Source organism: Paenibacillus pedocola, from assembly GCF_031599675.1.
Taxonomy (GTDB): domain Bacteria; phylum Bacillota; class Bacilli; order Paenibacillales; family Paenibacillaceae; genus Paenibacillus_AQ; species Paenibacillus_AQ pedocola.
The window spans coordinates 1,303,167-1,327,061 of the sequence record NZ_CP134223.1 but is presented as its reverse complement, the minus strand read 5'-3'; the positions used below and the strand labels follow the sequence as shown (position 1 = coordinate 1,327,061).

29 protein-coding genes and 5 tRNA genes are annotated in these 23,895 nt (G+C 49.9%); 10 read left to right on the top strand and 24 right to left on the bottom strand.

Features of this window, described 5'->3' with window-relative positions:
* Positions 1-271 precede the first annotated feature (271 nt).
* Positions 272-1,462: a copper amine oxidase N-terminal domain-containing protein gene (locus QU597_RS05780; RefSeq protein ID WP_310831766.1), complete on the top strand. Its 1,191-nt coding sequence runs from the start codon at positions 272-274 to the stop codon at positions 1,460-1,462.
* 74 nt (positions 1,463-1,536) lie between these two features.
* Here the strand turns inward: QU597_RS05780 and QU597_RS05775 are convergent, their stop codons facing one another.
* From QU597_RS05775 to QU597_RS05765, 3 genes are all read right to left on the bottom strand, one after another.
* Positions 1,537-1,956 (bottom strand): thiol-disulfide oxidoreductase DCC family protein, encoded by a 420-nt coding sequence (locus tag QU597_RS05775; RefSeq protein WP_310831765.1) that lies wholly within the window; start codon positions 1,954-1,956, stop codon positions 1,537-1,539.
* A gap of 108 nt (positions 1,957-2,064) precedes the next feature.
* Positions 2,065-2,343 carry a hypothetical protein gene (locus QU597_RS05770; RefSeq protein WP_054939250.1) on the bottom strand — a complete coding sequence of 93 codons (279 nt, stop codon included), beginning with the start codon at positions 2,341-2,343 and terminating at the stop codon, positions 2,065-2,067.
* A gap of 189 nt (positions 2,344-2,532) precedes the next feature.
* Entirely contained in the window at positions 2,533-2,952 is a 420-nt protein-coding gene (locus QU597_RS05765; protein ID WP_269751884.1) for an Ohr family peroxiredoxin, read from the bottom strand.
* A gap of 185 nt (positions 2,953-3,137) precedes the next feature.
* On the opposite strand from QU597_RS05765, the gene QU597_RS05760 reads away from it, so the two are divergent.
* Positions 3,138-3,617 (top strand): glutathione peroxidase, encoded by a 480-nt coding sequence (locus QU597_RS05760; RefSeq protein WP_054939249.1) that lies wholly within the window; start codon positions 3,138-3,140, stop codon positions 3,615-3,617.
* A gap of 157 nt (positions 3,618-3,774) precedes the next feature.
* Here QU597_RS05760 and QU597_RS05755 read toward each other — a convergent pair.
* Positions 3,775-3,857 (bottom strand) — tRNA-Leu (locus QU597_RS05755).
* 82 nt (positions 3,858-3,939) lie between these two features.
* Positions 3,940-4,305 carry a helix-turn-helix domain-containing protein gene (locus tag QU597_RS05750; RefSeq protein WP_310831764.1) on the bottom strand — a complete coding sequence of 122 codons (366 nt, stop codon included), beginning with the start codon at positions 4,303-4,305 and terminating at the stop codon, positions 3,940-3,942.
* A 142-nt stretch (positions 4,306-4,447) separates the two neighbouring features.
* On the opposite strand from QU597_RS05750, the gene QU597_RS05745 reads away from it, so the two are divergent.
* Both QU597_RS05745 and QU597_RS05740 read left to right on the top strand, forming a co-directional pair.
* Entirely contained in the window at positions 4,448-4,645 is a 198-nt protein-coding gene (locus QU597_RS05745; protein WP_206103500.1) for an XRE family transcriptional regulator, read from the top strand.
* 35 nt (positions 4,646-4,680) lie between these two features.
* Positions 4,681-5,310 (top strand): nitrogen regulation protein NR(II), encoded by a 630-nt coding sequence (locus tag QU597_RS05740; protein WP_310831763.1) that lies wholly within the window; start codon positions 4,681-4,683, stop codon positions 5,308-5,310.
* Between the two features lie 91 nt (positions 5,311-5,401).
* Here the strand turns inward: QU597_RS05740 and QU597_RS05735 are convergent.
* The 11 genes from QU597_RS05735 to QU597_RS05685 all read right to left on the bottom strand — a co-directional run bounded on the left by QU597_RS05735 (position 5,402) and on the right by QU597_RS05685 (position 13,289).
* Positions 5,402-5,484: transfer RNA gene (locus tag QU597_RS05735), tRNA-Leu, on the bottom strand.
* Positions 5,485-5,487: 3 nt separating this feature from the next.
* Positions 5,488-5,562 (bottom strand) — tRNA-Glu (locus QU597_RS05730).
* A gap of 176 nt (positions 5,563-5,738) precedes the next feature.
* A complete protein-coding gene (gene ald, locus QU597_RS05725) occupies positions 5,739-6,869 on the bottom strand; it encodes an alanine dehydrogenase (RefSeq protein WP_310831762.1) in 1,131 nt (376 codons plus the stop codon).
* A gap of 179 nt (positions 6,870-7,048) precedes the next feature.
* On the bottom strand, positions 7,049-8,248 hold the full coding sequence (locus QU597_RS05720) for an ABC transporter substrate-binding protein (RefSeq protein WP_310831761.1): 1,200 nt from the start codon (positions 8,246-8,248) through the stop codon (positions 7,049-7,051).
* 72 nt (positions 8,249-8,320) lie between these two features.
* Positions 8,321-9,022: an ABC transporter ATP-binding protein gene (locus tag QU597_RS05715; protein WP_054939200.1), complete on the bottom strand. Its 702-nt coding sequence runs from the start codon at positions 9,020-9,022 to the stop codon at positions 8,321-8,323.
* A 5-nt stretch (positions 9,023-9,027) separates the two neighbouring features.
* Positions 9,028-9,810 (bottom strand): ABC transporter ATP-binding protein, encoded by a 783-nt coding sequence (locus tag QU597_RS05710; protein ID WP_054939199.1) that lies wholly within the window; start codon positions 9,808-9,810, stop codon positions 9,028-9,030.
* Positions 9,779-10,747, bottom strand: coding sequence for a branched-chain amino acid ABC transporter permease (locus QU597_RS05705; protein ID WP_310831760.1), 969 nt, complete (start codon positions 10,745-10,747; stop codon positions 9,779-9,781). Before QU597_RS05705 ends, QU597_RS05710 begins: the two co-directional genes overlap by 32 nt.
* Before the next feature lie 12 nt (positions 10,748-10,759).
* Positions 10,760-11,665, bottom strand: coding sequence for a branched-chain amino acid ABC transporter permease (locus QU597_RS05700; protein WP_054939198.1), 906 nt, complete (start codon positions 11,663-11,665; stop codon positions 10,760-10,762).
* 544 nt (positions 11,666-12,209) lie between these two features.
* Positions 12,210-12,298: transfer RNA gene (locus tag QU597_RS05695), tRNA-Ser, on the bottom strand.
* A gap of 7 nt (positions 12,299-12,305) precedes the next feature.
* Positions 12,306-12,381: transfer RNA gene (locus tag QU597_RS05690), tRNA-Asn, on the bottom strand.
* A 143-nt stretch (positions 12,382-12,524) separates the two neighbouring features.
* Positions 12,525-13,289, bottom strand: a complete 765-nt coding sequence (locus QU597_RS05685; protein ID WP_310833240.1) for an MBL fold metallo-hydrolase — start codon at positions 13,287-13,289, stop codon at positions 12,525-12,527.
* A 127-nt stretch (positions 13,290-13,416) separates the two neighbouring features.
* Between QU597_RS05685 and QU597_RS05680 the strand changes: the two genes are divergently transcribed.
* A complete protein-coding gene (locus QU597_RS05680) occupies positions 13,417-13,845 on the top strand; it encodes an Lrp/AsnC family transcriptional regulator (RefSeq protein ID WP_310831759.1) in 429 nt (142 codons plus the stop codon).
* 97 nt (positions 13,846-13,942) lie between these two features.
* Here the strand turns inward: QU597_RS05680 and QU597_RS05675 are convergent, their stop codons facing one another.
* Entirely contained in the window at positions 13,943-15,094 is a 1,152-nt protein-coding gene (locus QU597_RS05675; protein WP_310831758.1) for an amidohydrolase family protein, read from the bottom strand.
* A gap of 124 nt (positions 15,095-15,218) precedes the next feature.
* Here QU597_RS05675 and QU597_RS05670 point away from each other — a divergent pair, with 124 nt between their 5' ends.
* Positions 15,219-15,857, top strand: coding sequence for a pentapeptide repeat-containing protein (locus QU597_RS05670; protein ID WP_310831757.1), 639 nt, complete (start codon positions 15,219-15,221; stop codon positions 15,855-15,857).
* On the opposite strand, the gene QU597_RS05665 is transcribed toward QU597_RS05670, so the two are convergent.
* Entirely contained in the window at positions 15,850-16,350 is a 501-nt protein-coding gene (locus QU597_RS05665) for a SprT family protein (RefSeq protein WP_310831756.1), read from the bottom strand. The genes QU597_RS05670 and QU597_RS05665 overlap by 8 nt on opposite strands.
* A 112-nt stretch (positions 16,351-16,462) precedes the next feature.
* On the opposite strand from QU597_RS05665, the gene QU597_RS05660 reads away from it, so the two are divergent.
* The gene (locus QU597_RS05660) at positions 16,463-16,822 is read left to right on the top strand and encodes a hydrolase/acyltransferase (protein ID WP_310831755.1); all 360 of its coding nucleotides are present in this window, start codon (positions 16,463-16,465) and stop codon (positions 16,820-16,822) included.
* A 109-nt stretch (positions 16,823-16,931) separates the two neighbouring features.
* Positions 16,932-17,069, top strand: coding sequence for a cortex morphogenetic protein CmpA (gene cmpA, locus QU597_RS05655; protein ID WP_108721961.1), 138 nt, complete (start codon positions 16,932-16,934; stop codon positions 17,067-17,069).
* An 89-nt stretch (positions 17,070-17,158) separates the two neighbouring features.
* Here the strand turns inward: cmpA and QU597_RS05650 are convergent, their stop codons facing one another.
* Together QU597_RS05650 and QU597_RS05645 are read right to left on the bottom strand one after the other, a co-directional pair.
* Positions 17,159-17,329 (bottom strand): hypothetical protein, encoded by a 171-nt coding sequence (locus QU597_RS05650; protein WP_159067668.1) that lies wholly within the window; start codon positions 17,327-17,329, stop codon positions 17,159-17,161.
* A 141-nt stretch (positions 17,330-17,470) separates the two neighbouring features.
* Complete coding sequence (locus tag QU597_RS05645; RefSeq protein ID WP_310831754.1) at positions 17,471-17,962, bottom strand: DinB family protein; 492 nt, start codon at positions 17,960-17,962, stop codon at positions 17,471-17,473.
* Between the two features lie 163 nt (positions 17,963-18,125).
* Between QU597_RS05645 and QU597_RS05640 the strand changes: the two genes are divergently transcribed.
* Positions 18,126-18,692: a CGNR zinc finger domain-containing protein gene (locus QU597_RS05640; protein WP_310831753.1), complete on the top strand. Its 567-nt coding sequence runs from the start codon at positions 18,126-18,128 to the stop codon at positions 18,690-18,692.
* A 77-nt stretch (positions 18,693-18,769) separates the two neighbouring features.
* On the opposite strand, the gene QU597_RS05635 is transcribed toward QU597_RS05640, so the two are convergent.
* From QU597_RS05635 to QU597_RS05620, 4 genes are all read right to left on the bottom strand, one after another.
* Positions 18,770-19,339, bottom strand: a complete 570-nt coding sequence (locus QU597_RS05635; protein WP_310831752.1) for a histidine phosphatase family protein — start codon at positions 19,337-19,339, stop codon at positions 18,770-18,772.
* A 78-nt stretch (positions 19,340-19,417) separates the two neighbouring features.
* Positions 19,418-19,672: a hypothetical protein gene (locus tag QU597_RS05630; RefSeq protein ID WP_310831751.1), complete on the bottom strand. Its 255-nt coding sequence runs from the start codon at positions 19,670-19,672 to the stop codon at positions 19,418-19,420.
* A gap of 160 nt (positions 19,673-19,832) precedes the next feature.
* Positions 19,833-20,462, bottom strand: coding sequence for a hypothetical protein (locus tag QU597_RS05625; RefSeq protein WP_310831750.1), 630 nt, complete (start codon positions 20,460-20,462; stop codon positions 19,833-19,835).
* Positions 20,463-20,572: 110 nt separating this feature from the next.
* The gene (locus QU597_RS05620) at positions 20,573-22,552 is read right to left on the bottom strand and encodes a GTP-binding protein (protein WP_310831748.1); all 1,980 of its coding nucleotides are present in this window, start codon (positions 22,550-22,552) and stop codon (positions 20,573-20,575) included.
* A gap of 238 nt (positions 22,553-22,790) precedes the next feature.
* On the opposite strand from QU597_RS05620, the gene QU597_RS05615 reads away from it, so the two are divergent.
* Positions 22,791-23,759: an S-layer homology domain-containing protein gene (locus QU597_RS05615; protein WP_310831747.1), complete on the top strand. Its 969-nt coding sequence runs from the start codon at positions 22,791-22,793 to the stop codon at positions 23,757-23,759.
* Positions 23,760-23,895 lie beyond the last annotated feature (136 nt).

The window sequence follows — 23,895 nt, the reverse complement described above, 5'->3', positions numbered from 1 at the left end:
GTAATTGAGACAACAAAAAAAGCACCGCCAATAACCGTGAGATACGGTCATTGAACGGTGCTTCCGCTGTTAATCCTTTAATTTACAGCTATAGTAGCATATATGCAGTAGAGCAGCAATAATTTTTTTATCGTACGGCGGCTACTCCCTAATTTTCTGGCAGGCCATATCCAAAATGGGATATATACCCAAGATGTATTTCTCGGTTATAATATCAGGTGGCAGACATTTTCCAACCAAAACTACTATTTAAAAAGGAGATTTTCCGCAAATGAAAATACTACCCGGATTTATTGCTGTACTCACCTTATCCAGCGCTATCAGCTTGTCCGCATCGGCAGCAGAGAAACCCATCTCAGTCCAGATTGACCAGCAAAAGCTTAACCTGACGACGACCAATGCCCCCCTGAATGACGGGCACTCCATCCTCGTTCCCATGCGGCCAATTTTCGAGAAGCTGGGCTTGAAACTGGTATTTGATGCCAAGACAAGCACGATAACCGCTACCAAGGAAGGCCTGACCATCAAGCTGCAGATCGGCAGCAAAAATGCGAGCATTAACGGGATCATCAAACCGCTGCAGACTGCTCCTAAAATGGTTAATAACGTCACTTATGTACCCGTCCGGTTTGTAAGTGAAGCCACAGGCAACAACGTGGTCTGGAATGCTACTACCAGAACCGTTGAGATCACCAGCCTCCAGAGCTCTGTGGACACTGCTGAGATTGCTGATTTCTTCAAAAAGTTTGTATCCTATTCTAATGAAGAGAACTATGACGGATTCATGAGCCTCATTGATTCCAAATCCCCTCTGGCTCAGATTGGCCCGCAGCTCAAGGAACAATACGCAACCTACGAGCTCAAAAATACGGTAGATCAGATGAACATTATCGATGTAAAAACAAATGAAGTGACTGTACATACCATTGAGTCCTCTGAAAAAGTCAGCGGGCCGTTCATGCCGAACAGTCAGTCCGAGAATGTCTATTCCCTAACCCGCAGTTCCAAGGATTCCGGCTGGAAAATCAGCAATGTGCAGGTTCAAGCTATGAAATATAGCCTTCCGGAAGGGGTTCTGAATGCAGCCGTTACTGTGCCGCAGACGGATGAGGCAGCGATCAAAGCTGTATTTGCCGCAAATATAGACTTCACCAACAAAGAGGATCTTGAGGGTGTGCAGTCTACCATTGACGAGTCCTCCCCCGCGTACGAGCAGAACAAAGTAATGGCCGGCCAGGTTTTCCAGGCTTACGATCTTCAAACCGTGATTGAATCCTCGAAGATTATCGACTATACAGGTAATGAAGCCGCCATATATTCAGTGCAGACGACCAAGAAGCTTAAAGGACCACAATTCCAGGACAACCGCACCACCATGGTCACTACGCTGAAAAAGTCGGCGGACGGTAAATGGAAGCTTGTCCAAAGCTACCCGCTATCAGCAGAAGCACTCACTAAATAAATCTTATATTTGCAAAAATCAGCAGCGGGGGGTCTCCCGCTGCTGATTTTTTATGTCAACTGCTGCCTGACCCTTCAGAGAAATCTCTTCCGGATATCCGGCGTAGGGAGCAGGCACTGCTCATCACGCCCGAACCAGCGGTAACGGTTTCTTGCTACAAGCCGATATACGGCGCTGCGCAGCGGACGGGGCATAAGAATGAAGATATAGGCGGCTGGCCACGGAAAACGCAGCATGCGGGCGATGCGCAGCACAGCAGACGATTCTGTATAAAACCTGCCATTTTCAAACAGTACAACTGTGTTTAGCCGGTCTGTCTCAAGGCCTGCAGTAATCAGCAGTTCACGCCCAACTTCGCTCTGCAGAGCTGCAAACCTTATACGGCCCCCGGGATCACGCGGAATAATGAAGCGGACCAGGCCCTGGCAAAGATGACATACACCGTCGATCAGTACAACCGCTTGCCCTTCTCCTCCTCCATACCTTTGCTCCATATTCCACACCCCCTTGTTTGCTCAGCATATCCTAATTGACCTAAGCCTAATCCAAGGAAAAACAAAAACGCGGGATAGCTCCCGCGCTCTTATCGTCCGTCCGTTTAATTATTCGGCAATCGCCTTGTCGATCCATTCGTCCCCGATCATTTGTCCTTCAAAATCAGCTGTGAATGCTTCCATGCATTTGCAGATGAAATCTTTACGGCAAACCGGGCATGGGGTTTTAAGCAGGCGGCTGATGTTCGTCATTTTCCATTCCGGAAACCGACTGTAGAACGCGCGGCACTGTGTTCCGTCAGCAGTCTTAATAATAAATTCGTACAAGCCTTCTTTATCATTGCTGCTGGCTTTGGTCACATTCGTAATTTTCGGTCTGTAAGACATCTTCATCACCCATTATTTAAATTTTTGGTATTTAGTAGCGCACGCAACTTTAACAGATACTTAGACATATTAAAGAATTTTGGGGGTGATGTCAACCAAAGTACGCGCTGCCGCCCGCTATTTATTACTCATATCTGCTATCCGTCTCTATTTAGCCATTATTCCCAGGAATATAGGTTTATACCGCTCTTAGATTACATTTAATTCAACTTCAATATTCCCGCGGGTCGCTTTGGAGTATGGACAGAATTCATGTGCTTTTGCAGCAAGTTCTTCCGCCTTCGCACGCTCAATGCCAGGGAGGCTGATATCCAGCTTCACCGCCAGCTTGAACCCTCCATCGCTTTCGTCTTTGCCGATCAGCACGTTGGAAGTAACTACAACATCCTGAAGCTTGACTCCCTCTTTACGGGCAATATTGGCAAGTGCACTCTCATAACAGGCTCCATACCCTGCCGCAAACAGCTGCTCCGGATTGGTGCCATTGCCTCCCGGTCCGCCAAGCTCCTTGGGCATTTTCAAATCATGCTTCAAAGCGCCGTCGGAGGATTCCACAGAACCTTCACGTCCGCCGCGGACTGTAGCTGTCGCTGTATACAAGGCCTTCATTTTCAATGTTGTCATTGTTGATCTTCTCCTTTTGAACCGAATTTTTAATCGCGCATACTTAAACCTTAAACAATAGTCATTATTTGAAACGATAATACAATGTTGTCACACCTCAGCGGCTTGCATCCTATGATAAATGGTGTAAAATTAAATTGTGATAAATTTATATTCGGGAGGCCAGATTCATGAGTATTTATGATTTTGAAGCCAACACCTTGCGCGGACAAGAAGAATCGCTGTCGAAGTACAAAGGTAAAGTGCTGCTCGTCGTGAACACAGCCAGTAAATGCGGATTCACCCCTCAGTATAAGGGGCTTCAAGAGGTATACGATAAATTCAAGGACCGCGGTTTTGAAGTGCTTGGCTTTCCAAGCAATCAATTTGCCGGACAGGAGCCGGGGGAAAGCGAGGACATCGCTGAATTCTGCGAAATTAATTATGGAGTAACCTTCCCGATGTATGAAAAGGTTGATGTAAAGGGTGACGATGCGCATCCGCTGTTCAAATACTTGTCCAAAGAAGCTCCGGGCCTGCTGGGCTCAAAGAGTGTCAAATGGAATTTCACCAAATTCCTGGTCGACCAGGAAGGCCGTGTACTGAAGCGCTTCTCTCCGCAGACCACACCGGATCAAATTGAAGCGGATATTGCCAAACTGCTGGACTAGATACATTTTATTATCCCAAAAGAGACACTTCACATACGGCATTTGCCATGTGCGAAGCGTCTCTCTTTTACCTAATAAAACACCATTGCATGAGCACAACAAGAAAAAAAACCTGAAATCCCTTAGCAATCAAGGAATTTCAGGTTTCTTCATAGTATGCGGTAGAGAGGACTCGAACCTCCACGGGTATACACCCACTACCCCCTCAAGATAGCGTGTCTGCCATTCCACCACTACCGCGCGGTGTGTACAATGTTAAAGCTTTGTCTGAGGCCAACATTCAATATTATAAAACGGATTTCACAAAATGTAAAGATGCCCTTTATGAATTCCCCTCGGCCTGCTTCTGCCTGCGGTACTGGGTAAATTCAATATATTCCTTGATGAACTCCTGCTCCTTGGGAAGCAGTTCTTCAGTTTGGCAACTGTGTTGCCGCATTTGGGCAGACGAATACTCCCCGCCGCCTTCGCGCACCGTTTCAGCTGCAGTTTTGCCCAAAATCAGCCAATCCAGACTCACATGAAAAAAGGCGCCGATCTCAATCAGCTTATGGGTTCCCGGTGTCGACTTCCCCCGTTTCCAGTCCCCCATATTGCCTGTGCTGATATTCAATTGCTCACAGAAGGACTTCTTCGTAAGCCCCTTTTGCTTAATTAGGAATTCTATCCGCTCGTATATCGATGACATCGGCCAACCGCCTTCCACTACATCAAATTCACGTAATAACGTAATTTATATTGTAAAATGACGTAAAAAAGTATATAATTAGTTAATATTATTGTACGCTATTATACCATAGTGCCGGAAGGTCGATAAGAGGTGAAGCCTGTTGAACAGCAAACGTCCCGTGACCCCCTATGGCTGGGCTATCAAACAGCGTCTGACAGAAATGCAGCTGGATCAGAAGAAATTCTGTGAGTTATACGGAATTCCGCCTTATCGCTTGTCCAATCTAATCCATGGCACACGGAAGGCCGAGCGCTACCGCCGTCAGATTTCGCAGCTTCTGGGCCTGCCTCCATCTTAACTTCCCATCCTGCAAGAATTCAAGGAGCGATAACCTTGCCATTGAGCTTATCTTCTTCCCTTACCTCTTCACTTAATGCTCTCCCCCATAACCTCCTTGTTATCGACAGCTATGGTTTTATTTTATTTATCAATGATCACTGGAAGGAACTTTGCCATTCCTATGGATTCTCTCCAGCACATGAATGGATCGGAGTTCATTACCTGGAGCTTTTTGAAAAGTGGATCGCTATCCCCGTCCAGCTCACAGCTCTAAACGAGTCCATACAGCACATCCTTCAGGGCGGAGTCCTGGTCGCAAGCTCAGAATTCATCCTCCACACCCCTGATAAGATGGGCAGGGTATTCCGCCTGGACGCCTTTCCGCTTCTATCCGGGCAGTCTGCCGGGTTGCAGACCCTCGCTCTTTCCATGCGTGACAGCGGCCCTGGCGAGATCCGCCAGACTGATCCGGTCCGCGGCTGCCATCCCATGCGTCCCCGGCCTATCCCCAGCAGCCTTGTTCCGATCTGTGCCTCCTGTAAATCCGTCCGGAACAGCAAAGAGGAATGGTTATCGGTCGAACGTTATCTTCAGTTCCAGCTCTCCCTGCAATTCACCCATGACATCTGCCCGGATTGTATCCGTCAGCTGTACCCCAAATACGCAGGAGCCCTGAACAGGTAAGTGCTGCAGCTCTCTCTATACTCTACTATGATCTCAAAAAGACAAAAGGAACGAAAATCCTTGAAATCAAGGTTTCCGTTCCTTTTATGTATGCGGTAGAGAGGACTCGAACCTCCACGGGTATACACCCACTACCCCCTCAAGATAGCGTGTCTGCCATTCCACCACTACCGCATATGGTGACTCGTATGGGATTCGAACCCATGTTACCTCCGTGAAAGGGAGGTGTCTTAACCCCTTGACCAACGAGCCATGCTTAGCAAGTTATGTTATTACCACAACAAAAATGAGTATATCAAACCCCGGACAATTTGACAAGCTTTTTTTGAATAAAAATTTACGGGAAGTAACGGCTTGATCAGGCACCGCTCGCTCTCCCCGCTCAACATGCTTCCTGACTGTTAAAGACTATTGACTCTTTGTATCTGCTATACGCCATACACAGCCAGAGATGCCACACCGTCCACTGCCTCATATCCGAGACTTTGTGCAACGGCTGCATTCGTCACATGTCCGGCGACGACGTTAAGCCCGCGGGCAAGCGCCGGATTCTCCAGCACGGCTCTATGGATACCGAAATTAGCAATTTGCAGTGCATAAGGTACCGTCACATTGGTGAGTGCAAGCGTGGAGGTGCGGGCAACCGCTCCCGGCATGTTAGCCACAGCATAATGCACCACCCCATGCTTCACATAGGTTGGATTCTCATGGGTGGTAATCCGGTCGATGGTCTCAATGGAACCGCCCTGGTCAATCGCCACATCCACAATAACCGAGCCTTCTCCCATCTGCTGCACCATATACTCTTTCACGAGCTTCGGCGCACGGGCACCGGGGATAAGGACGGCCCCAATCAGCAGATCTGCTTTGCGTACCGCTTGTTCAAGATGATAAGAATCCGACATGATCGTAACCAGACGTCCGCCAAAAGTATCATCCAGATAACGGAGCCTGCCGGCATTCGAATCAAGCACAGTCACCCGCGCACCCAGTCCCAGCGCCATTTTCGCCGCATTCGTACCTACGATACCTCCGCCTACAATCACCACTTCACCCGGCTGTACACCTGGAACACCGCCCAGCAGAACCCCCTTGCCGCCATGAGGCTTCTCCAGCAGCTGAGCTCCAATCTGTACCGCCATCCGTCCGGCCACCTCGCTCATCGGAATCAGCAGAGGCAAGGAGCCGTCTTCCAGTTGAATGGTTTCGTAGCCTACTGCCGTTACTTCGCTATCAACCAATGCCTGCGTAAGACCCGCTTCGGGAGCAAGATGCAGGTACGTGAACAAAATAAGACCTTTGCGAAAATAGCCATACTCTTCAGGCAATGGCTCCTTCACCTTAATGACCATGTCCGCCTGATTCCACACTTCTGCCGCTGAGGATTGAATACTGGCACCTTTATCCAGATACTCATTGTCAGTGAAGCCACTGCCAATACCGGCTGATTGCTCTACCAGCACCTCATGGCCTGCTTTGCGGAGGGCTTCCACTCCCGCCGGGGTGATCGCTACACGGTTCTCGTTATTTTTGATCTCTTTGGGTACACCGACAATCATGCCTGTTCCTCCTCAAAGTTTGATGAAAATCCGCTTCATGTTAATCGAAAAAAAGGCTCACAGTTGAGCCTTTCTCATCACAGCCAAGGTGATTCAGGGAGCACCAGGCTCCCCGCTTCTCACCACAATTAATCGTAGTCCTTAATGTTCATTCCCCATATCCTATGCGGAAGAATCGCTTATGGATTAACTTTTGCTTCAAAAGTTTGTACGCCGTTAACGAATTTCAGGACGACCGCAGCTTTAACCGGGTCATGGGTTTCATTCAACGTAATTTTACCAGTAGCCAATTGCAGATCCTTCGTTGCTGCCAGAGCATCTTTGATCTTAGCTGGGTCAGCTTCACCTGCACGGGTAATCGCATCTGCAACCAATTTAAGTGCGTCGTACCCAAGAGCAGCCATACCATCCGGTACCGCACCGCCATTCGCAGCTTTGTAAGCTTCAACGAATGAGGTTACTTCAGTAGCAGTATCTTCCGGCGAATAGTGATTAGACATATAAGTGTTCTCTAAAGCTGCTGCACCTGCGATTTCCGCCAATTGCGGAGAATCCCAGCCATCGCCACCCAGGAATGGTACAGTAATACCCATTTCACGAGCCTGTTTTACGATTTTACCTACCTCTTCATAGTAGCCTGGCAGATAGATAACATCCGGATTAGCTTCTTTGATACGTGTCAGCACTGCTTTGAAGTCAGAGTCTTTTTGTTGGTAGGACTCTTGGCTCAGTACTTCTCCGCCATTGGCTTTGAAGGTTTCTTCAAAGAATTTCTGCAGACCCTTCGAATAGTCACTCGATGTGTCTGTGTAGATTACAGCAGTTTTGGCGCTAAGGTTATTGGTCGCAAAGTTAGCCATAACCTGACCTTGGAAAGGATCGATAAATGCTGCGCGGAATACCCATTCATTCACATCACCACTGCGCTCATCAACGGTTACTTTAGGATTGGTAGCTCCTACAGCTACGAGAGGGATTTTTTTCTCCGTAGCAACCGGAACAATACCCAGTGTGTTGGTCGATGTGGAAGCACCGATAATAGTAACTACTTTATCGTTGGTAATCAGTTTTTGCGCAGCCTGCGTAGCTTCCTCGGATTTCGAGGCGTTGTCGGCTACGACCAATTCCAGTTGCTTGCCCAGAATGCCGCCAGCTTCGTTAATCTGCTGAACAGCCAGCTTAGCCCCTTTAGATGCGGAGTCGCCGAAAGAAGCCTGGCCGCCTGTGAGTTCAAGGTCAGCACCGATTTTGATTGTGCCTCCGGCAGCATTTCCGCCGTTTGCAGAGTTACTGCTGTTCTCTGTGTTGTTGTTGCCGCAGCCTGATGCTAATACCGCAGTCAGTACGGTTGACAAAATAATGGCCCCAATTTTCTTCATAGTTTCTCCCAGCCTCCTGATAATATAATTTTTTATATGTTGGATCTTTGATGCCGTATTAGGTAAGTCTGCCTAGTGGCCAAGATAAGCCATTTTGATTTCTTCCGAATCCGCCAGTTCCTTGGCGTCTCCCTCCAGAACAACTCTTCCGGTTTCCAGCACATAGGCGCGGTGGGCAATTTTGAGCGCCTGATGGGCATTCTGCTCAACCAGCAGTACAGTCGTTCCCGCCGCATTGACTTCCTGAATGATTTTGAAAATATCCTGAACCAGCAGCGGAGCAAGGCCCATCGAAGGTTCATCCAGCAAAAGCAGCTTAGGATGTCCCATAATGGCGCGGCCCATGGCCAGCATCTGCTGCTCCCCTCCGGACAAGGTTCCGGCTTGCTGTTTCTTGCGTTCACGAAGTCTCGGAAACGTGTTATATACTCTCTCGAAATCGGCGGCAAGAGTTTTCCCATCCTGCAAATAAGCGCCAAGTTCAAGGTTCTCCTCAACTGACATATTGGCGAACACACGCCGGCCTTCAGGACAATGAATCAGCCCCTGCTTCACAATCGCCTGCACGCTCTGGTTCGCAATCGATTTATCCAGGAACTCAACACTCCCGCTCTTCGGCTTGAGCAGCCCGGAAAGTGTCTTAAGGAGTGTCGACTTACCGGCCCCGTTGGCACCGATCAGTGTCACTATCTCCCCCTGGTTAACCTTGATACTGAGATCCTTCAGTGCGTGAATGGCTCCATAATAAACATTGATTCCCTGTACTGTAAGCATAGCCTTTACGCCTCCTGTCCCAAATACGCTTCAATAACCTTAGGATTATTCCGGATCTCTACCGGAGTTCCGTCGGCAATAAGTATTCCGCGGTCCAGGACATAGATCCGGTTGCAGACACCCATTACAAGCGACATATCATGTTCAATCAGGAGAATGGTCAGATCGAATTCTTCGCGGATCCAGGCAATCAGATTCATCAGATCCCGGGTCTCATTCGGATTCATACCAGCCGCCGGCTCATCGAGCAGCAGCAGCTTGGGACCAGCGGCAAGCGCACGGGCAATTTCAAGGCGCCGCTGATTCCCGTAGCTGAGATTTCCGGCTGTTTCTTCACTTTGATCCGCGAGATTGAATATCTTCAGAATATCCATCGCTTTTTGAGTGATCTCCTGTTCTCCCTTGAAATGCTTCGGCAACCGGAGCATGGAGCTGAACAATGAATGTCTGGCATGCTGATGAAAAGCAATCTTTACATTTTCCAGCACCGTCATCGCCGTAAACAACCGGATATTCTGGAAGGTACGCGCTGCTCCCTTATGATTGATCTTAAAGGGCTTCATTCCGCCAACCGACTCATTATTAAGCATGATCTTACCGGTCGATGGCGGATACACCCCGGTTAACAGATTGAATAAGGTTGTCTTCCCGGCACCGTTCGGTCCGATCAGACCGATCAATTCCCCTTTGTTAATATGGAGGGAAACTTCGCTAAGCGCCTTGAGGCCTCCAAAGGAACGGCTGGCCCCCTGAACATCAAGGAGTACTGCTGTCGCTGATGCTGCCATTTGGCTTTGCCTCCTTTTTACCAAACTTGCCGAAATTGATTTTGGTTTTGCCAAGCAGACCGCTCGGACGGAAAATCATCATCATAATCAGAACGATCGAATAAATAATCATCCGCCATTCCGGGAATTCACGGAGATAGGTGTACAACAGGGTAACGAAGACTGCACCTACGATTGAGCCCGCCGTACTGCCTAGTCCCCCCAGAACGACCATTACAAGAATTTCGAATGATTTCAGGAAGTTAAAGCTGCCCGGAGTGATGACATAGAAGGTATGAGCAGACAAGCCGCCAGCCATACCGGCAAACAACGCGCCGATGGTAAAGGCAATAACCTTATACATTGTCGTGTTGATCCCCATTGCCTCTGCGGCAATTTCATTCTCGCGGATTGCCAGACAAGCCCGGCCATGCGTAGAACGGATAAAGTTATTAATTAGAACGATAGTGAATAGAGCAAAGAAGAAAATAATGGTCCATGTCGACTTTGCCGGAATACCGCTGAGCCCCGAAGCGCCGCCGACATATTCCGTATTCAGCAGGATAATCCGGATAATCTCGCCGAATCCCAGCGTTGCAATAGCCAGATAGTCACCGTTCAGCCGAAGGGTCGGCATCCCGATCAGCACGCCGCATAGTGCAGCTACAATTCCGCCCGCCACAATGGCCAGAATGAACGGCACATCATAGTCAAGCGTCAGAATAGCCGAGGTATAAGCACCTACAGACATAAACCCGGCGTGTCCAATGGAGAACTGCCCCGTAATCCCGTTAATCAGGTTGAGTGAGACGGCCAGCATCACATTGACGCCGATCAGGAGCAACATGGATCTGGTTACATCATTAAAGATTCCCGTTGTTAGAAGAATTTGAACAATCCCATAGAACGCTAAGGCAAGAATAATGCCCATCCAGAATTTCTTATTCAACTTTTTCATGCTGTTCTCCACCTACACTTTCTCCCGGACATTCTTGCCAAACAGCCCGGATGGTTTAAAGATCAGGATCAGAATCAGCACGGCAAAGGCCACACCATCACGCCAGGAGGAATAACCCAGCGATGAAATTTCAGTCTCAACCGTTCCCAGCAGCAGTCCGCCTACAAGAGCTCCCGGAATACTACCGATCCCTCCAAGCACTGCGGCCACGAAAGCTTTGAGTCCCGGCATAACACCCATGAGCGGATCAACGGAGTTGTAAGTCATACCGAAGATTACGCCGGCAGCTGCAGCAAGTGCCGAACCGATCGCGAAGGTTGCCGATATCGTGCGGTCTACGTTGATCCCCATCAACCGCGCCGCCTCCATATCGAACGAAACCGCCCGCATAGCTTTGCCGGTCTTAGTATAACGTACGATATATTGCAGAATAAGCATTAAGACGATTGTTGTAATCAGAATCATGACCTGATTCGAATCAACCTGGATCGAACTGCCGAATAACTCATATTGTTTCTTAACCATGATATCCGGAAACCCTTGCGCCTGTGGTCCAAGAATAAGTACTCCGACATATTCCAGTAAAAACGATACGCCGATTGCTGTAATCAACGCCGCGATCCTTGTAGACTTACGAAGCGGCTTATAAGCCAGACGTTCAATTGTGATCCCCAGCAAAGCACTCATGGTCATCGAGATGATCAGCGACAAGAGCAGTACAACCACCGGCGGAAAACCGGCATTCGCCAAATATTTGGCACTATATAGCCCGATAAACGATCCGACCATAAACACATCGCCGTGAGCAAAATTGATCAGCTTGATAATCCCGTAAACCATTGTGTAGCCAAGGGCGATCAGAGCGTAAATACTGCCCACGGAAATTCCGTTAATTAGTTGCTGAATGAAGTACTCCATCGCCATCCCCTTTTCTCATAATAGTTAAAATTCCCCTTTCTCTGCCTTGCTTTCTGTTTTTCCCTCTAAGATGTTATTTATATTAACACAGGGTTATTTGCCCGTCACTAAAAAAGTGTGTTTTTAATATAAAATTCGAAAATTAATGTTAGATAATATAACAATGATTGTAAATTATGAGTGAGATATTTTAATCAAACCGCGAAATCAGGAGTAAAACGGAGGAATATAGAGGATTTAGGAGGTCTTTGTTTTTTGGATTTCTTTCCTTTTCTAATACAATACTTTATTTTTGCGCAAATAATATAACATTTGTCTCTTTACAGCTTCAATCCTTCAATTTATTAAAGGGGCACCGAGGTGCATTGGTAGAATAAAATAGTATTCTGTAGTATACTATAGTTTTTGCGTTAGAGTAGCTGACAAAAGACTTATATCCCCAACAAAAAAATCTCCCTGAGGGGGAGATTTTGAAATTTCATAGGTAGACAATAAAAAAAGCTCCCGCGATCAGGAGCTCTTCATACAGTAAGTAAAATTCGGACGGAGAGAGAGGGATTCGAACCCTCGCACCGCTTACGCAGTCTAACCCCTTAGCAGAGGGTCCCCTTATAGCCACTTGGGTATCTCTCCAAGTAAATGGCTCCCCGAACAGGACTCGAACCTGTGACAACTCGATTAACAGTCGAGTGCTCTACCAACTGAGCTATCAGGGAACATTAACATGAACAAGAAATAATTTATCATGATTTTGTGGTCCCGTCAAGCGGATGGGCGGATTTTTAGAAACGGTTACATTTGGAAGTTGAATCCTCCGGCTGTTCTCCATACTTCTACTATTATATATGAGGCTATACTGTTAATAATTGTGACTGACCCATTCTCCGTCTCTCGGAAGAGCTACACGCTCCAGCAAATTCTCTTGCTCCAGACGGGCTTTGAGTAAATCACGGGTCACCAGGCAATGGTTGATTGCATCCATATGCACGGCGATCACGGATGCGGATGGTGCATAGCGGCATACATCCACTACATCCTGTTCATCCATTGTGATATGACCGCCTGTTACAAACCGCGCACCGCCGGCGTTAACGATGATTATTTCAGGACGATGCCCGTCCAGCGCCTGCTTGACCTCCCCACACCAGATCGTGTCTCCGGCCAAATATAGCACAGGTTCGCCTTCAGCCCGGATAATAAAGCCGGACACCTTGCCCATCAGCTCTCCGATGGATCCGGTGCCATGCTGTCCGCCAATACGTGTTAAGGTTACCCCTTGAAAGTTTAGCGGCTCATGATCAGGCACCACCGTGATATTGCTAAACCCTTGTTCAGCAATCTGATCCTGATTCCCCTCCTGGCATAACAAAGGCAGATCATGCGGTAAAAGCGAAACTGCTGCCGCATCCCAGTGATCCTGGTGCAGGTGGGTCACGAGCAGGGCATCCGGAGCCAGCCATTGCTGTACCGGACCCGGCAGGGGTACCAGCGGATTTCTGCGGTCATTCTCTGTATTTACGATCGGCGGATTAACACCCTGTTCGCTGAGCATCGGATCAATCAGAAACGTAATGCCGCCGTATTCGAGCCATAGGGCCGCATTGCGGATTAGTTGAATTTTCATCATAACCACCTCTTCCTTTAGGCAATCTTCTGCTACAATTCATTATAGAATGTCTCCCCTGCATTATACATTGCGGCGCGAAAGAGATTGGCCTCTTCTACTTTCATCCGGAAAGGATTATCTAAAAATGGCTTCCTACCTGATCGACGATACGGATTACCGTATTCTGCAATATCTTATTGAGGACTCCACGCTCAGTCATAAGGAAATTGGCGAAAAGGTACATATGACCGGGCAGGCCGTAGGCGCACGAATCCGCAGAATGCGCGAGCTGGAGATTATCGAAGGCTACACTGTCCGCTGGAATCCAAGCAAAATCGGACAGAGCCTGCTTGCCTTTATCACGGTGTTTTTGAGCTCGAACGCCGCCCATCCCCCCTTTCAGCAGTTTGCAAAGAACCATGACAGTGTGGCTGAGCTGCACCGGGTCAGCGGGGAAGGCTGCTACTGGATGCGCGTCCGCCTGGAGGATCAGGTGGCGCTGAATGCTTTTTTGGATGAGCTGCTGGAGTTTGGAAATTACCGGGTTAATCTGGGGATGGGGCAGCTTAAATAAGGCTGTCTGGGGCAAGACCCGACAAAAAAACACGGCAGCCATGGACGAAGTAATGAATGTCCCGGACTGCCGCTTGTTATATAACTATTAAGCCTCATTAAGGAAATAGGAGATTGCCATCCTTCATAACAAATTTAACTTTGCGAAGATTATTTATATCGGCCAGCGGGTCTCCATCAATAACAAACAAATCTGCCTTCTTACCCGTTTCAACCGTCCCTAGCTCGTGAGAGAGATTACATATTTTTGCACCATTGAAGGTTGCTGCTGTAATAATTTGCATCGGGGTAAGTCCACCCTCACCTAATAAACGGATCTCTTCCCACGGCATGCCCAGCCGGTACCAAGGGTCTTCTTCTTCCACAAAATCATCACCCAAACCGATTTCTCCGCCTGCCTCCACAAATCTGCGGACATTATCCAGACCCTGCGCCAATAGCGGTACTCCAAACTTATCCTGGAACATCTGCAGTACGGTGAGTGTCGGGACGATTCGAATGTTCTTGTCCACCAGTTGCGTGATCAAGCCGTCGTCCAGACAGTCATAGATCATATGCGCCGCATCGTTAATCCCCGCATTCACCAGAATCTGCAGATTATGCGCGCTGGTTACATGAGCAGACACATAAGCTCCGTTGTTTGCGGCTTCCTGGCAGATAGCTTCGAGAATCTCCTGATTAAGCTTGGGCAATCCGAACGTGCTGGGATCGTACCCGTCTTCAAGTGCTGTTTTGATGAAGTGAACCCCTTGCGCAAGTAACTCTCGCACCTTAAGTCTGGCTTCCTCAGCGCTCCCCACCCCAATAGGTTCTTGCCCGCCATATCCCCCGGGAGCCGTAAATACTTTGCCTGAGATGATTATTCGGGGAAAAGATAAGGGATCCAGCCCGTTCGTATGTGCAATCACATCATCAATCGTCGCATTGGTCGTCATTCCCTCATCGCGGACCGTGGTAATCCCCTCTTTAAGGCATCCGGCCAGATACTCTTTGTGATACCCGTGCAGAGGCTCATTCTGCAAATATTTAAAACTGGTGTGCGCATGGGCATGAATAAACCCCGGCAGGATTACAAGTCCGTTCAGGTCGATTTCCTGTACATTTTCATTTATTGTCTGGTTGCCTTCATCATGTTGTGTAATAGTGCCGAATCGGCCGTGTACAACTTCTATCGTTACATTATGTATTGGTGCCCGTCCGGTTCCATCGATTAATGTCCCGTTTTTCAGCAGAATTGTCCCGTTTCCCATAGCAAAATAAACCCTCCTGTGAAGAATGTTTGTTTGCATCCACGAGAGAGTTTACTGCATAATAATTACCAGACAAAGATAATCTTCATATATAAAAGTTTGTTACCTACAATTGGAGGTTTACATGAAGGACAAAATCGATCTTCCCAAAATCTCTGACCCCGCTCTTTTGCCGCCGCAGCAGATAGATCTACTAGAGACCAAAGAGGAATATAGCAATTGCCTCATCAGCGATGTACAGTTCGAATATCAGGAAGCGGACAAGGTCTCCTTCGATAAAGTATTCTTCAAAAATGTAATCATCAGCAACTCCTCACTCCGCGGTATCGAGCTGACGGATGTGATCTTTGAGAACTGCGACCTCTCGAACGTAAATTTCAGCGAAGCCTTCGTCCACCGGACAGAATTCAGACAATGCAAAATGATCGGAACAGACTTCACCAGAGCACGGTTCCAGAACGTCCGGGTGATCGGGTCGATCTGCGATTTTGCCAGTTTCCGGTTTGGGAATCTGAAGCTGATCTCCTTCGAGCAGAGTTCACTGGTTAGTGCGGATTACTATCAAAGCATCTTCCAAAAGGTCTCGTTCGAGGAATGCAAGATTGATCAGGCTGTCATGGCCGGTGTCAGGCTGAAGGATACGGACCTAAGCAGCTGTGAATTCACCGGACTGCTGGTGGACATAGAGGATCTGCCGGGCTGCATCATTTCTGCGGATCAGGCGGCTTCCTTCGCCGGACTGCTCGGCCTCGTGATCAAGTAACCGGACCTTTGCCTTCTTCCAGGGCGACCAGCTTCAGCTTGCCCGCACAGTTACCGCAGCGGTAGCGTTTCGGATCGGCCCGGCGCTTGCGCGGATATTCGGTGGAACAGGCGGTGCATACCAGCTTATATCTGTAAGGCTGGGGCTTCCGCGCCTTGGCTCCGGGCAGGCTCTGGCAATAGCGGCTTCCGCCGACCTTGGCCAGCAGGCTTTTGAAATCAGCATCCCGGTGCATATATCCCCGCTTCGCCAAATGCAAATGATAGTGGCAGAGCTCATGCTTAATAATCTTCTCGGTCTCTTCATGTCCATACATGGCAAGCTGCTGCGGATTAATCTCTATATTATGGCTTTTGGTAAAGTACCGGCCGCCCGTCGTCGTAAGTCTGCTGTTAAAGCTGGCCCTGTGCCGGAACGGCACGCCAAAGCTGCTGAGCGATACCCGCTCAATCCACTGCTGCAGCTCTTCATTGCTCATGCTCATACTGGTCATAGCGTTCTCCCACAAGTCCTCTCCTACTTAAAATAACTTCTCTACTTGAATTGTAACTTGCCCATAGGCTAAACTGTCAAGAAGGAAGACAAGTACGGAGGGAGACTGAGTTATGCCGAAAATGCGGTATGTAATTTTGCAGCAGCACCAGGAACTGCAGTTTGTTGAAATGCCTGAGGAATATGCGTACCAATTGAGCGCGCTTAATCTTCGCCTCAATAAGGAGATCGACAAGCTGACCGCGGAGAATGTGCCTGACCTGCCGCTGGCGGTTGCCGAATGTGATTCCCTGGAGCTTCTGCGTGAAGGGTACAGGCTGGAATCCGGACTGGAATATATTAACCGGCTGGAGAGTGCTTTTGCCTCCATTCAGGAGAACCATTACCCGCTTATCTCGCTGCTGACGGAGATCCGCGCGCTGCAGGCACAGCTGGAGCAGTGGTACGAAGAGGAAGAAGAGGGCGTACATTAGCCTTTTTTTACAGCAGAATCTGCCGGTTTGCTAACCTCCGCCGCACCTTTGGGCCCCTTTCCCCATATGCTATCTGTACATAGGAAGCATGCTTAGAGGAGGGGTACACTTGCCGCAGTGGCTCTGCCATCAGCTCATGAAGGCTTATTTCAAAAAAGACCGGCGCCAGATCAAAATGCTGAACGAATGCTGGTTCTTTTACCGCAATTCCGGTGAATCCCGTGACTACGTTCACAGGGAAGTATAAGAATCCGAAAGCCAAGAATGTAAAGCAAAAGCCGCGGCTACCGCAGAGGTAGGCGTGGCTTTTTGATTGGCCGGAGAGTCATCCGGGAATTAGAACATCGGGAAGACGTATCTCACCAGGAAGAACAGAATTCCGAAAATGATAATAATATACGCGGCATATTTGATAAAGGTGGATGCGACAACGCTGGAATCCGATCTCTTGTGTACCTCCGTGCGTTCCACTTCAACACTTCTGTCCTTGTAATTCGGTTCCATCATCAATCTCTCCCTTCAAATTCAAGCTGTTATAGCATCCATTAACCCCGGATTTTTCGTCTTGAAACAAAATAGCCGCACCTCCGTACTGCCAGGATTGACTTAGGCAGTGAAAGGTGCGGCATAATTGCAACAGTGATTTATTTAGTTAAAGCTGCGGTGCGAAGGCCAGGAGCCCTGCAGCTTGCGGACCAGCACAATCTGTCCGGTATGGTAACAGTCATGCAGGATCAGGCTCATCACTTCTTCGCCCGGAGCATGCCCCGAGCCGCCCCAGTCATAAATGCCTTCTTCCAGTGCTTCGATAACTTCACGCAAGGATGCATGGACCGATTTCAGCTTGGCAACGGCCTGCCCCCAGGCCTCTTCTCCACGCTCCGTTACGGTAAAAGTAGCATCATTACTCTCTAGATCAGGAAGCTTCGGCAGCCCTTTAAGCTTGATCAGCAGCCGTTCCTTGTAGTAGGTCAGATGGTTGACGGTCTCCCAGATCGAATTGCCCGCTTCGCCCGGCTTCCAGCTGGCCTGCTCCGCATTCACACCCTCCAGCGCAGCGCTCAGCGGCGGTGCCCAATCCTCGATATCCATGGCATAATCCCAGTTCTGCAGCAAAACATCACTGATCTTATTCTGCATGTCGTACCTCCTGCAAGTTTTTGTTGTGTAACTACTTAAATACGGTCATAATCGTTACAATAGAAATGTAGCATATATCTGCAGAGGATTCAAGTAACTAGTAAAGGTGAGTTTTAGCTGTTACAATCAAGGGATAGAATGATTACGAAAGGAGGAATGAACCGTGCTGTGGGAGGATTATATTAACAGCTACTGGCGGGATTGGCGGACAGGCGACCGGAGCCATGACAAGGACCGGCTTGAGGATCCGCAGTGGCTGGCAGAGTGGCTGGCGCAGCATGATCTGCCGGCGGCAGCGCCACCTGTTGCATTCGAACTGCAACAGCTCAAGGAGCTGCGCAGCTTGCTGTGGGCGGAAGTCCAGAAGCTCGTGCAGGGTGCTCAGCCAGACCAGACGCTGCTGGACCAGCTGAACAGATATATGGCCGAAGGGCCGTCCATCCGGCAAATCATGCGGAAGCCGGACAAGCCGCCTAAGCTCTCTCTCCTGCCGCAGCGTAGCGATTGGGGACAGATCATGGCCGAAATCGCGGCTTCTTTTGCTGAAGCCGTATTAGAGAAAGAGACTTCCCGTATCCGCATCTGCGATAATCCCGACTGCCTCTGGGTCTACTATGACGACACCCGCAACCGCTCGAAGCGCTATTGTGATGATAAGCTCTGCGGGAATTTGATGAAAGTACGGCGGTTCCGGGCGCGGAAGAAGGCGGGGGAGGAGGTAACGGAGTGAAGAAAGGCTGTTATTTAGGGTCGCACCTAAACAAACCCCTGAATTTTCATTCAAGGGTTTTTAAATCTTGTATATTATCAGGGCCGTTGTTCCCATGCTCTGACCACACTCAACAGCTGCTTACCGTCAAACTCCGTCTTATAAATATCCGGCATAGAAGCAGACTTCCAAAACTCGTAATTATACTGCTGCGGATCAAAATGGTTCAGCATCAGTGTCATGATATCGCCGTGGGTTCCGAGCGCCAGGTTCATGCCTGCATATTCCTCCAGCAGCCGCTCCAGCGCCTGCACCCCTCTGGTCCGGGCCGCAGCGCTGGATTCACCCTCCGCAAACGCCAGATGGAAGTCCTGATACACCCTTTGCTTAGCCGCCGGAAAGCTCAGTCCGCCTATATCCCCGATTGTTCTTTCCCTCAGGTCCTCTACAATAATAATATCCTTGCACATAGCATCCGCCAGCGGCTTAATCGTCTGCACCGCCCGCTCATAGGGGCTGGAGACAAACACATCAACAGATTCATTTTGCAAAATCGTTCGGACCCGGAGCGCATCCCCCATTCCCCGTTCAGACAACCCTCTTGACCGCTCCTGCCCTTCAGCATAAAGCGATTCCGCATGGCGGATAAAATATATAATCGTACGCACTCTGCTGCCTCCGTCCCCGTGTTCCACCATTTCATAATGGGCTGTTCGTATTTCTACACTTTTCTTGTCCTACTCCTTCTATTTCTCCATTGCCATCTCCTGCTCCAGCTCCGCTTCAATCTCCTCATTGCTCACCGCAGACTCCACGGTGTCCGTTATACCCAGCTTCTGCTTGATCTGCTGGAGATCATTCTGAACATCCCGGATTCTGGAGTGGATACTGAACAGGAAACCAAAGCCTACGGCGAGCAGCGTCAGCAGCCCGTAAGGGCCGATAAACGCAGACAAAATAACAGCGGTTACAATTGAAATGAGCGTTCCCCAGATGACCATTTGCAAAACTCCTTATCATCAAATAATGTAGTCTATTCAGCCATCACATTGTTTATTTACTGGATAATAAACATTTGTAACTTATTGTAACCACACTATTCTCATCCCGCCGGAGAAATCTGCCTTTCACCTGAACTGAGGCGCACCGGAAGTGCTCTTTTTAAGGAATATCATGGTGGAGATAGATTTCTCGGATAACCCCCTCCTTCACTTCAAAACGGGCGTAGTCATAGGTTTCCTGTGATCCAATCTCATACGTGCTATTTTCCGGATCAGCATCATTACCGTTGTTAGGCTGAATATCAGGATATACAGTCTTCAAGTCCTTAAACAGCATCCCCACACGCAATCCCTTGGAAGTAACATAGGCGGCGTCTGTAATCCGCATATTCATGATCCAGAAGGACTTGCCATCCTGCTTCGGCGAAAAGAGCTGCATTTCCAGTCCCGGAAACGTTAACTCCTGCATAAATGAACCTGTTAATGTATCAGCATTCTGTAGTGTATACGTTTTTTCTGTCAGAGGGGTGCCCAGCAGGGCTGGCAAATCCACCTCGTCATTGCTGTCATGCAGAGACAGCCGGGTACCCTTTAGCGAGATCGCATAATCAGACTTCGGATCCGGCTGGGCGGATGGAGCTGTTTCTGTTGCTTCAAAGGGGGTGGATTCCGGATAAGAAACCGTCTTCTGCAATTGTTCGGTCAAATTCTCCTGCTGTATTGCAGTGCAGCCGGATAGTATCGCAAAACTTAAAGACAGATTGAAAGCCAGCGTAAGCAGTCGCCGCAAAGACAACGCCTCCTTTTCCTGTTAGCGGATTTTCACGTAGACATTCATTGCGTTTTCTGTGATTTAGCCGCAGAGAATACAGTTAGAGACCGGAAGCCAGATCAGGCGGGTTACCCCTGCAGCGCCTTCCGCACGCTCAGGATGTACTTCGCCTGATCGAGCGGGTTCACCCCCCGGCGGGTGCGCTCGGCATGGACATCCGGCGGGCATGGCTCGTAGGCGGCGAAAGCGGAGGTGAAGGTGCTCCGCCCCTTCGTATAGGAGCTGAGCGTCACCGGATAATCCAACGACGTCGCCAGCGGCAGCCGGCCCTCGATGATCATCCGCTCCCCCTGCAGGACGGGCGGCTCAAAGCTGCCGCGCATCTGCACGAGGTCGTTCATCACGCGGCCGGCGTTCTCCTCCGGCACAACGATGCGTACGGCAAGGATGGGCTCCAGCAGCGTGGTGCCAATCCGGTTCAGCCCGTCCATGATGCCCATAGGCGTGGCTACGGCAAAATCCAGCGGATGGGTATGCCACACATGGTGGTTCCCCTCCACCAGCGTCACCTTGAGGTCGGTGACCTCCCAGCCGCAGAGTCCCTGCTGCAGCGCTTCCGGTACGCGGCGCGCGGTCTCGTTCTGGTACTGCGGCAGCAGATCGGAGCTACGCACTACCGATTCATACACCAGGCCGCTACCCGGCAGACCCGGTTCAATATGGAAGCGCAGAATTGCCCAGCACGGCTTCGGCATCAGGTAGGCGATATACCCTTCGCCGGTGCCACTTGGCGTTTCTTTATAGATCACTGACGGCGGGCCGAAGGTGACCTTCAGGCCATAGCGGCTCTCCAGCACACTGTCCAGCACCTCCAGCTGAATCGGCCCCATCACCTTGATATGCAGCTCGCGTTCCTCCGGCAGCCACTCCGCACCCAGCTGCGGATCTTCATCCGCCAGCTCCTGCAGCGCACCAATCACCTTGTGGTCATCGGTGTCCGCTCCCCAGAAGACACGCACCGTCAGCAGCGGTACAGCCAGCTTCGCCTCCTGCGGAATAGCGTCCGGACTGCCCAGCACATCACCGATCCGTACGCCGGACAGGCCGTAGACCACCGCAATATCGCCAGCTGTAAGTGACCCGACATCCTCCGTACGGCCGCCCTCCACTTTGCGGATCTGCGTGACTTTGGCCTGAACCTCCTGGGAGTAGTTCGTTACCGTATCACGGTTGCGGATCGTCCCTTGGTAGAGGCGGACGAAGGCCATACGGCCCATGCTTTTGTCGCGCTGAATATTGTACACGAGGCCGGACAACGGCTGTGAAGCATCGCCGCCTGCCCGGGGAAAGTAGTCGATCATCGCGTCCAGCAGCTCCGTTATACCCAGACCTTTGGCGGCCACACCGTACACGAGCGGGAACAACCGCCCTGCGGCGGAAGCTGCCTGCATCTCTCTTTTCCAATTAGACAGATCCGGCTCCCCGCCTGACATGTAGAGTTCCAGCAGCGCCTCATCCCGTTCCGCCAGCGCCTCCAGCATTTCAGTCCGCGCAGCGGCATCCGAATGTGCGTCCCATAGATCCGCCGCACCTGAGTATCCCTGCTCCTTCCCGAGCGGCTGCTGCACCGGAATAATGTCCCCGGACAGATAGGTGCGCGCCTGTGCCAGCACAGCCTCCGGGTCAGCGCCGGTCCGGTCCATTTTATTCACGAAAATCAGTGTAGGAATCCCCAGCTTGCGCAGCGCATTCCAGATCATCTCGCTCTGCGCCTGCACCCCTTCAACCGCCGACAGAATCAGCACCGCGCAGTCCATTACCCGCAGGCTCCGCTCCACCTCAGACAGAAAATCGACATGCCCCGGCGTATCCACCAGGTTCACCTCCACGCCTTGCCAGGTAAAGGAGGCCAGCGCCGCCCGCACCGAGATTCCCCGCTGCCGCTCCACCTCCATCGAATCCGTCACCGCTGTTCCGCTGTCCACACTGCCCAGGGCGCGGATGCGTCCGCTCTCATATAAAATATGCTCCGTCGTAGTCGTTTTCCCGGCATCGACATGGGCAAAAATCCCGATATTCATCCGTTCTGTCCGTTGCTGCTGATTCATCTAGGTTCTCCTGTCATGAGCTTTAATAAGTATATAATAGCGCTGCCATTTTCTAAGTGTACTGCGAAACCCCGCTTTTGTTCAATGAATGGACAGGTTCCGAAATTGGCGATAATACGTACAGGAGCGAAGATCTGGAGGATATGCACGGATGACCATTAAAATTTGCAATTAATTTATAGCGGCCTGCAACCTTTTGCGGCTTTGGGCCATCTATGAGTATAAGAGGTGAGGCACAATGAAGAAATTATCCTTCCAGACGAACGCTAAAAAACTAACGATAGCGTGCGGGATCCTGGCAGCAAGTGTATCTTTGGGAACATCGGCTTTTGCCTTTTCCGATATGAAGGGCAATGCCGCCGAAGCAAAAATCAATGCATTGCACAGTGAGGGGATTGTTAACGGGGTGACAAGTGATATGTTTGCGCCGAAGGCAAAAGTAACTTTTGCCCAAGGTATCCAGTTTATCGTCAGCGGCCTGAAGCTGACCCCGACTAGCGGCTCGGCCAAAGCAAGCGACTACTTCGACAAAGTGAAAGATAAATCCTGGTATGCAGCCGCCTTCATAACGGCCAAGCAGAACGGCTTATCCCTGGACCGGACGGTTGACCCTAACAGCTCTATTACTCGTGCCCAGTTCGCACACCTGCTGACCCAGGCGCTTCAGAGCAAAGGCAATTTCCCGGTAACGATGATGTATGCCAACATTTCGGATGGCGACAAGCTGACTACAGAGCAGATGAACAGCCTGCAGATTCTGGTCAACACGCATATTGTCACTTTAGGCAAAGACAATACCTTCCGTCCGACCGATCCGGTCACCCGCAGTGAAGCGGCGGTATGGATTTATGATGCAGCAAAATTCGCCAAAGAAGTAATTACTCCGGATGACAGCACTCCCGCTCCGGCCTATGAATACGAAGCAGACGTGAAGCTTGAAAAAGCCGGCGAAGGCGTTAATAAAGCTACCGTAACCGTCAGCAATCTGCCTAATCCGGGCTACGGCCTCTCCATCGAACGGATCGAGTTCGGCAAAAATAAGACGGCTGTGATCTACTTCAAAGTTACAAAGCCTGAACCCGGTAAAATGTATCCGCAGGTGATCTCCAGCGCATCGGCTTTGGCCTACCTGCCGGAAGGCTACACAGCAGTTGCTAAATCGTTGACCGAAGCCACCCGCTCGTCGGCCTCCAACAGCTCGAAATAAAGCTGGAATATATACAGGCCGTATCTGCCTCATTCAAGGGCAGGTACGGCCTGTTCTGTGTGGCGTGTTCAAATAGCTTTGCACCGAACCATTATGGCCTGCACATATGCAGCAAAAAGCGGCTGCCAGCCCTTAT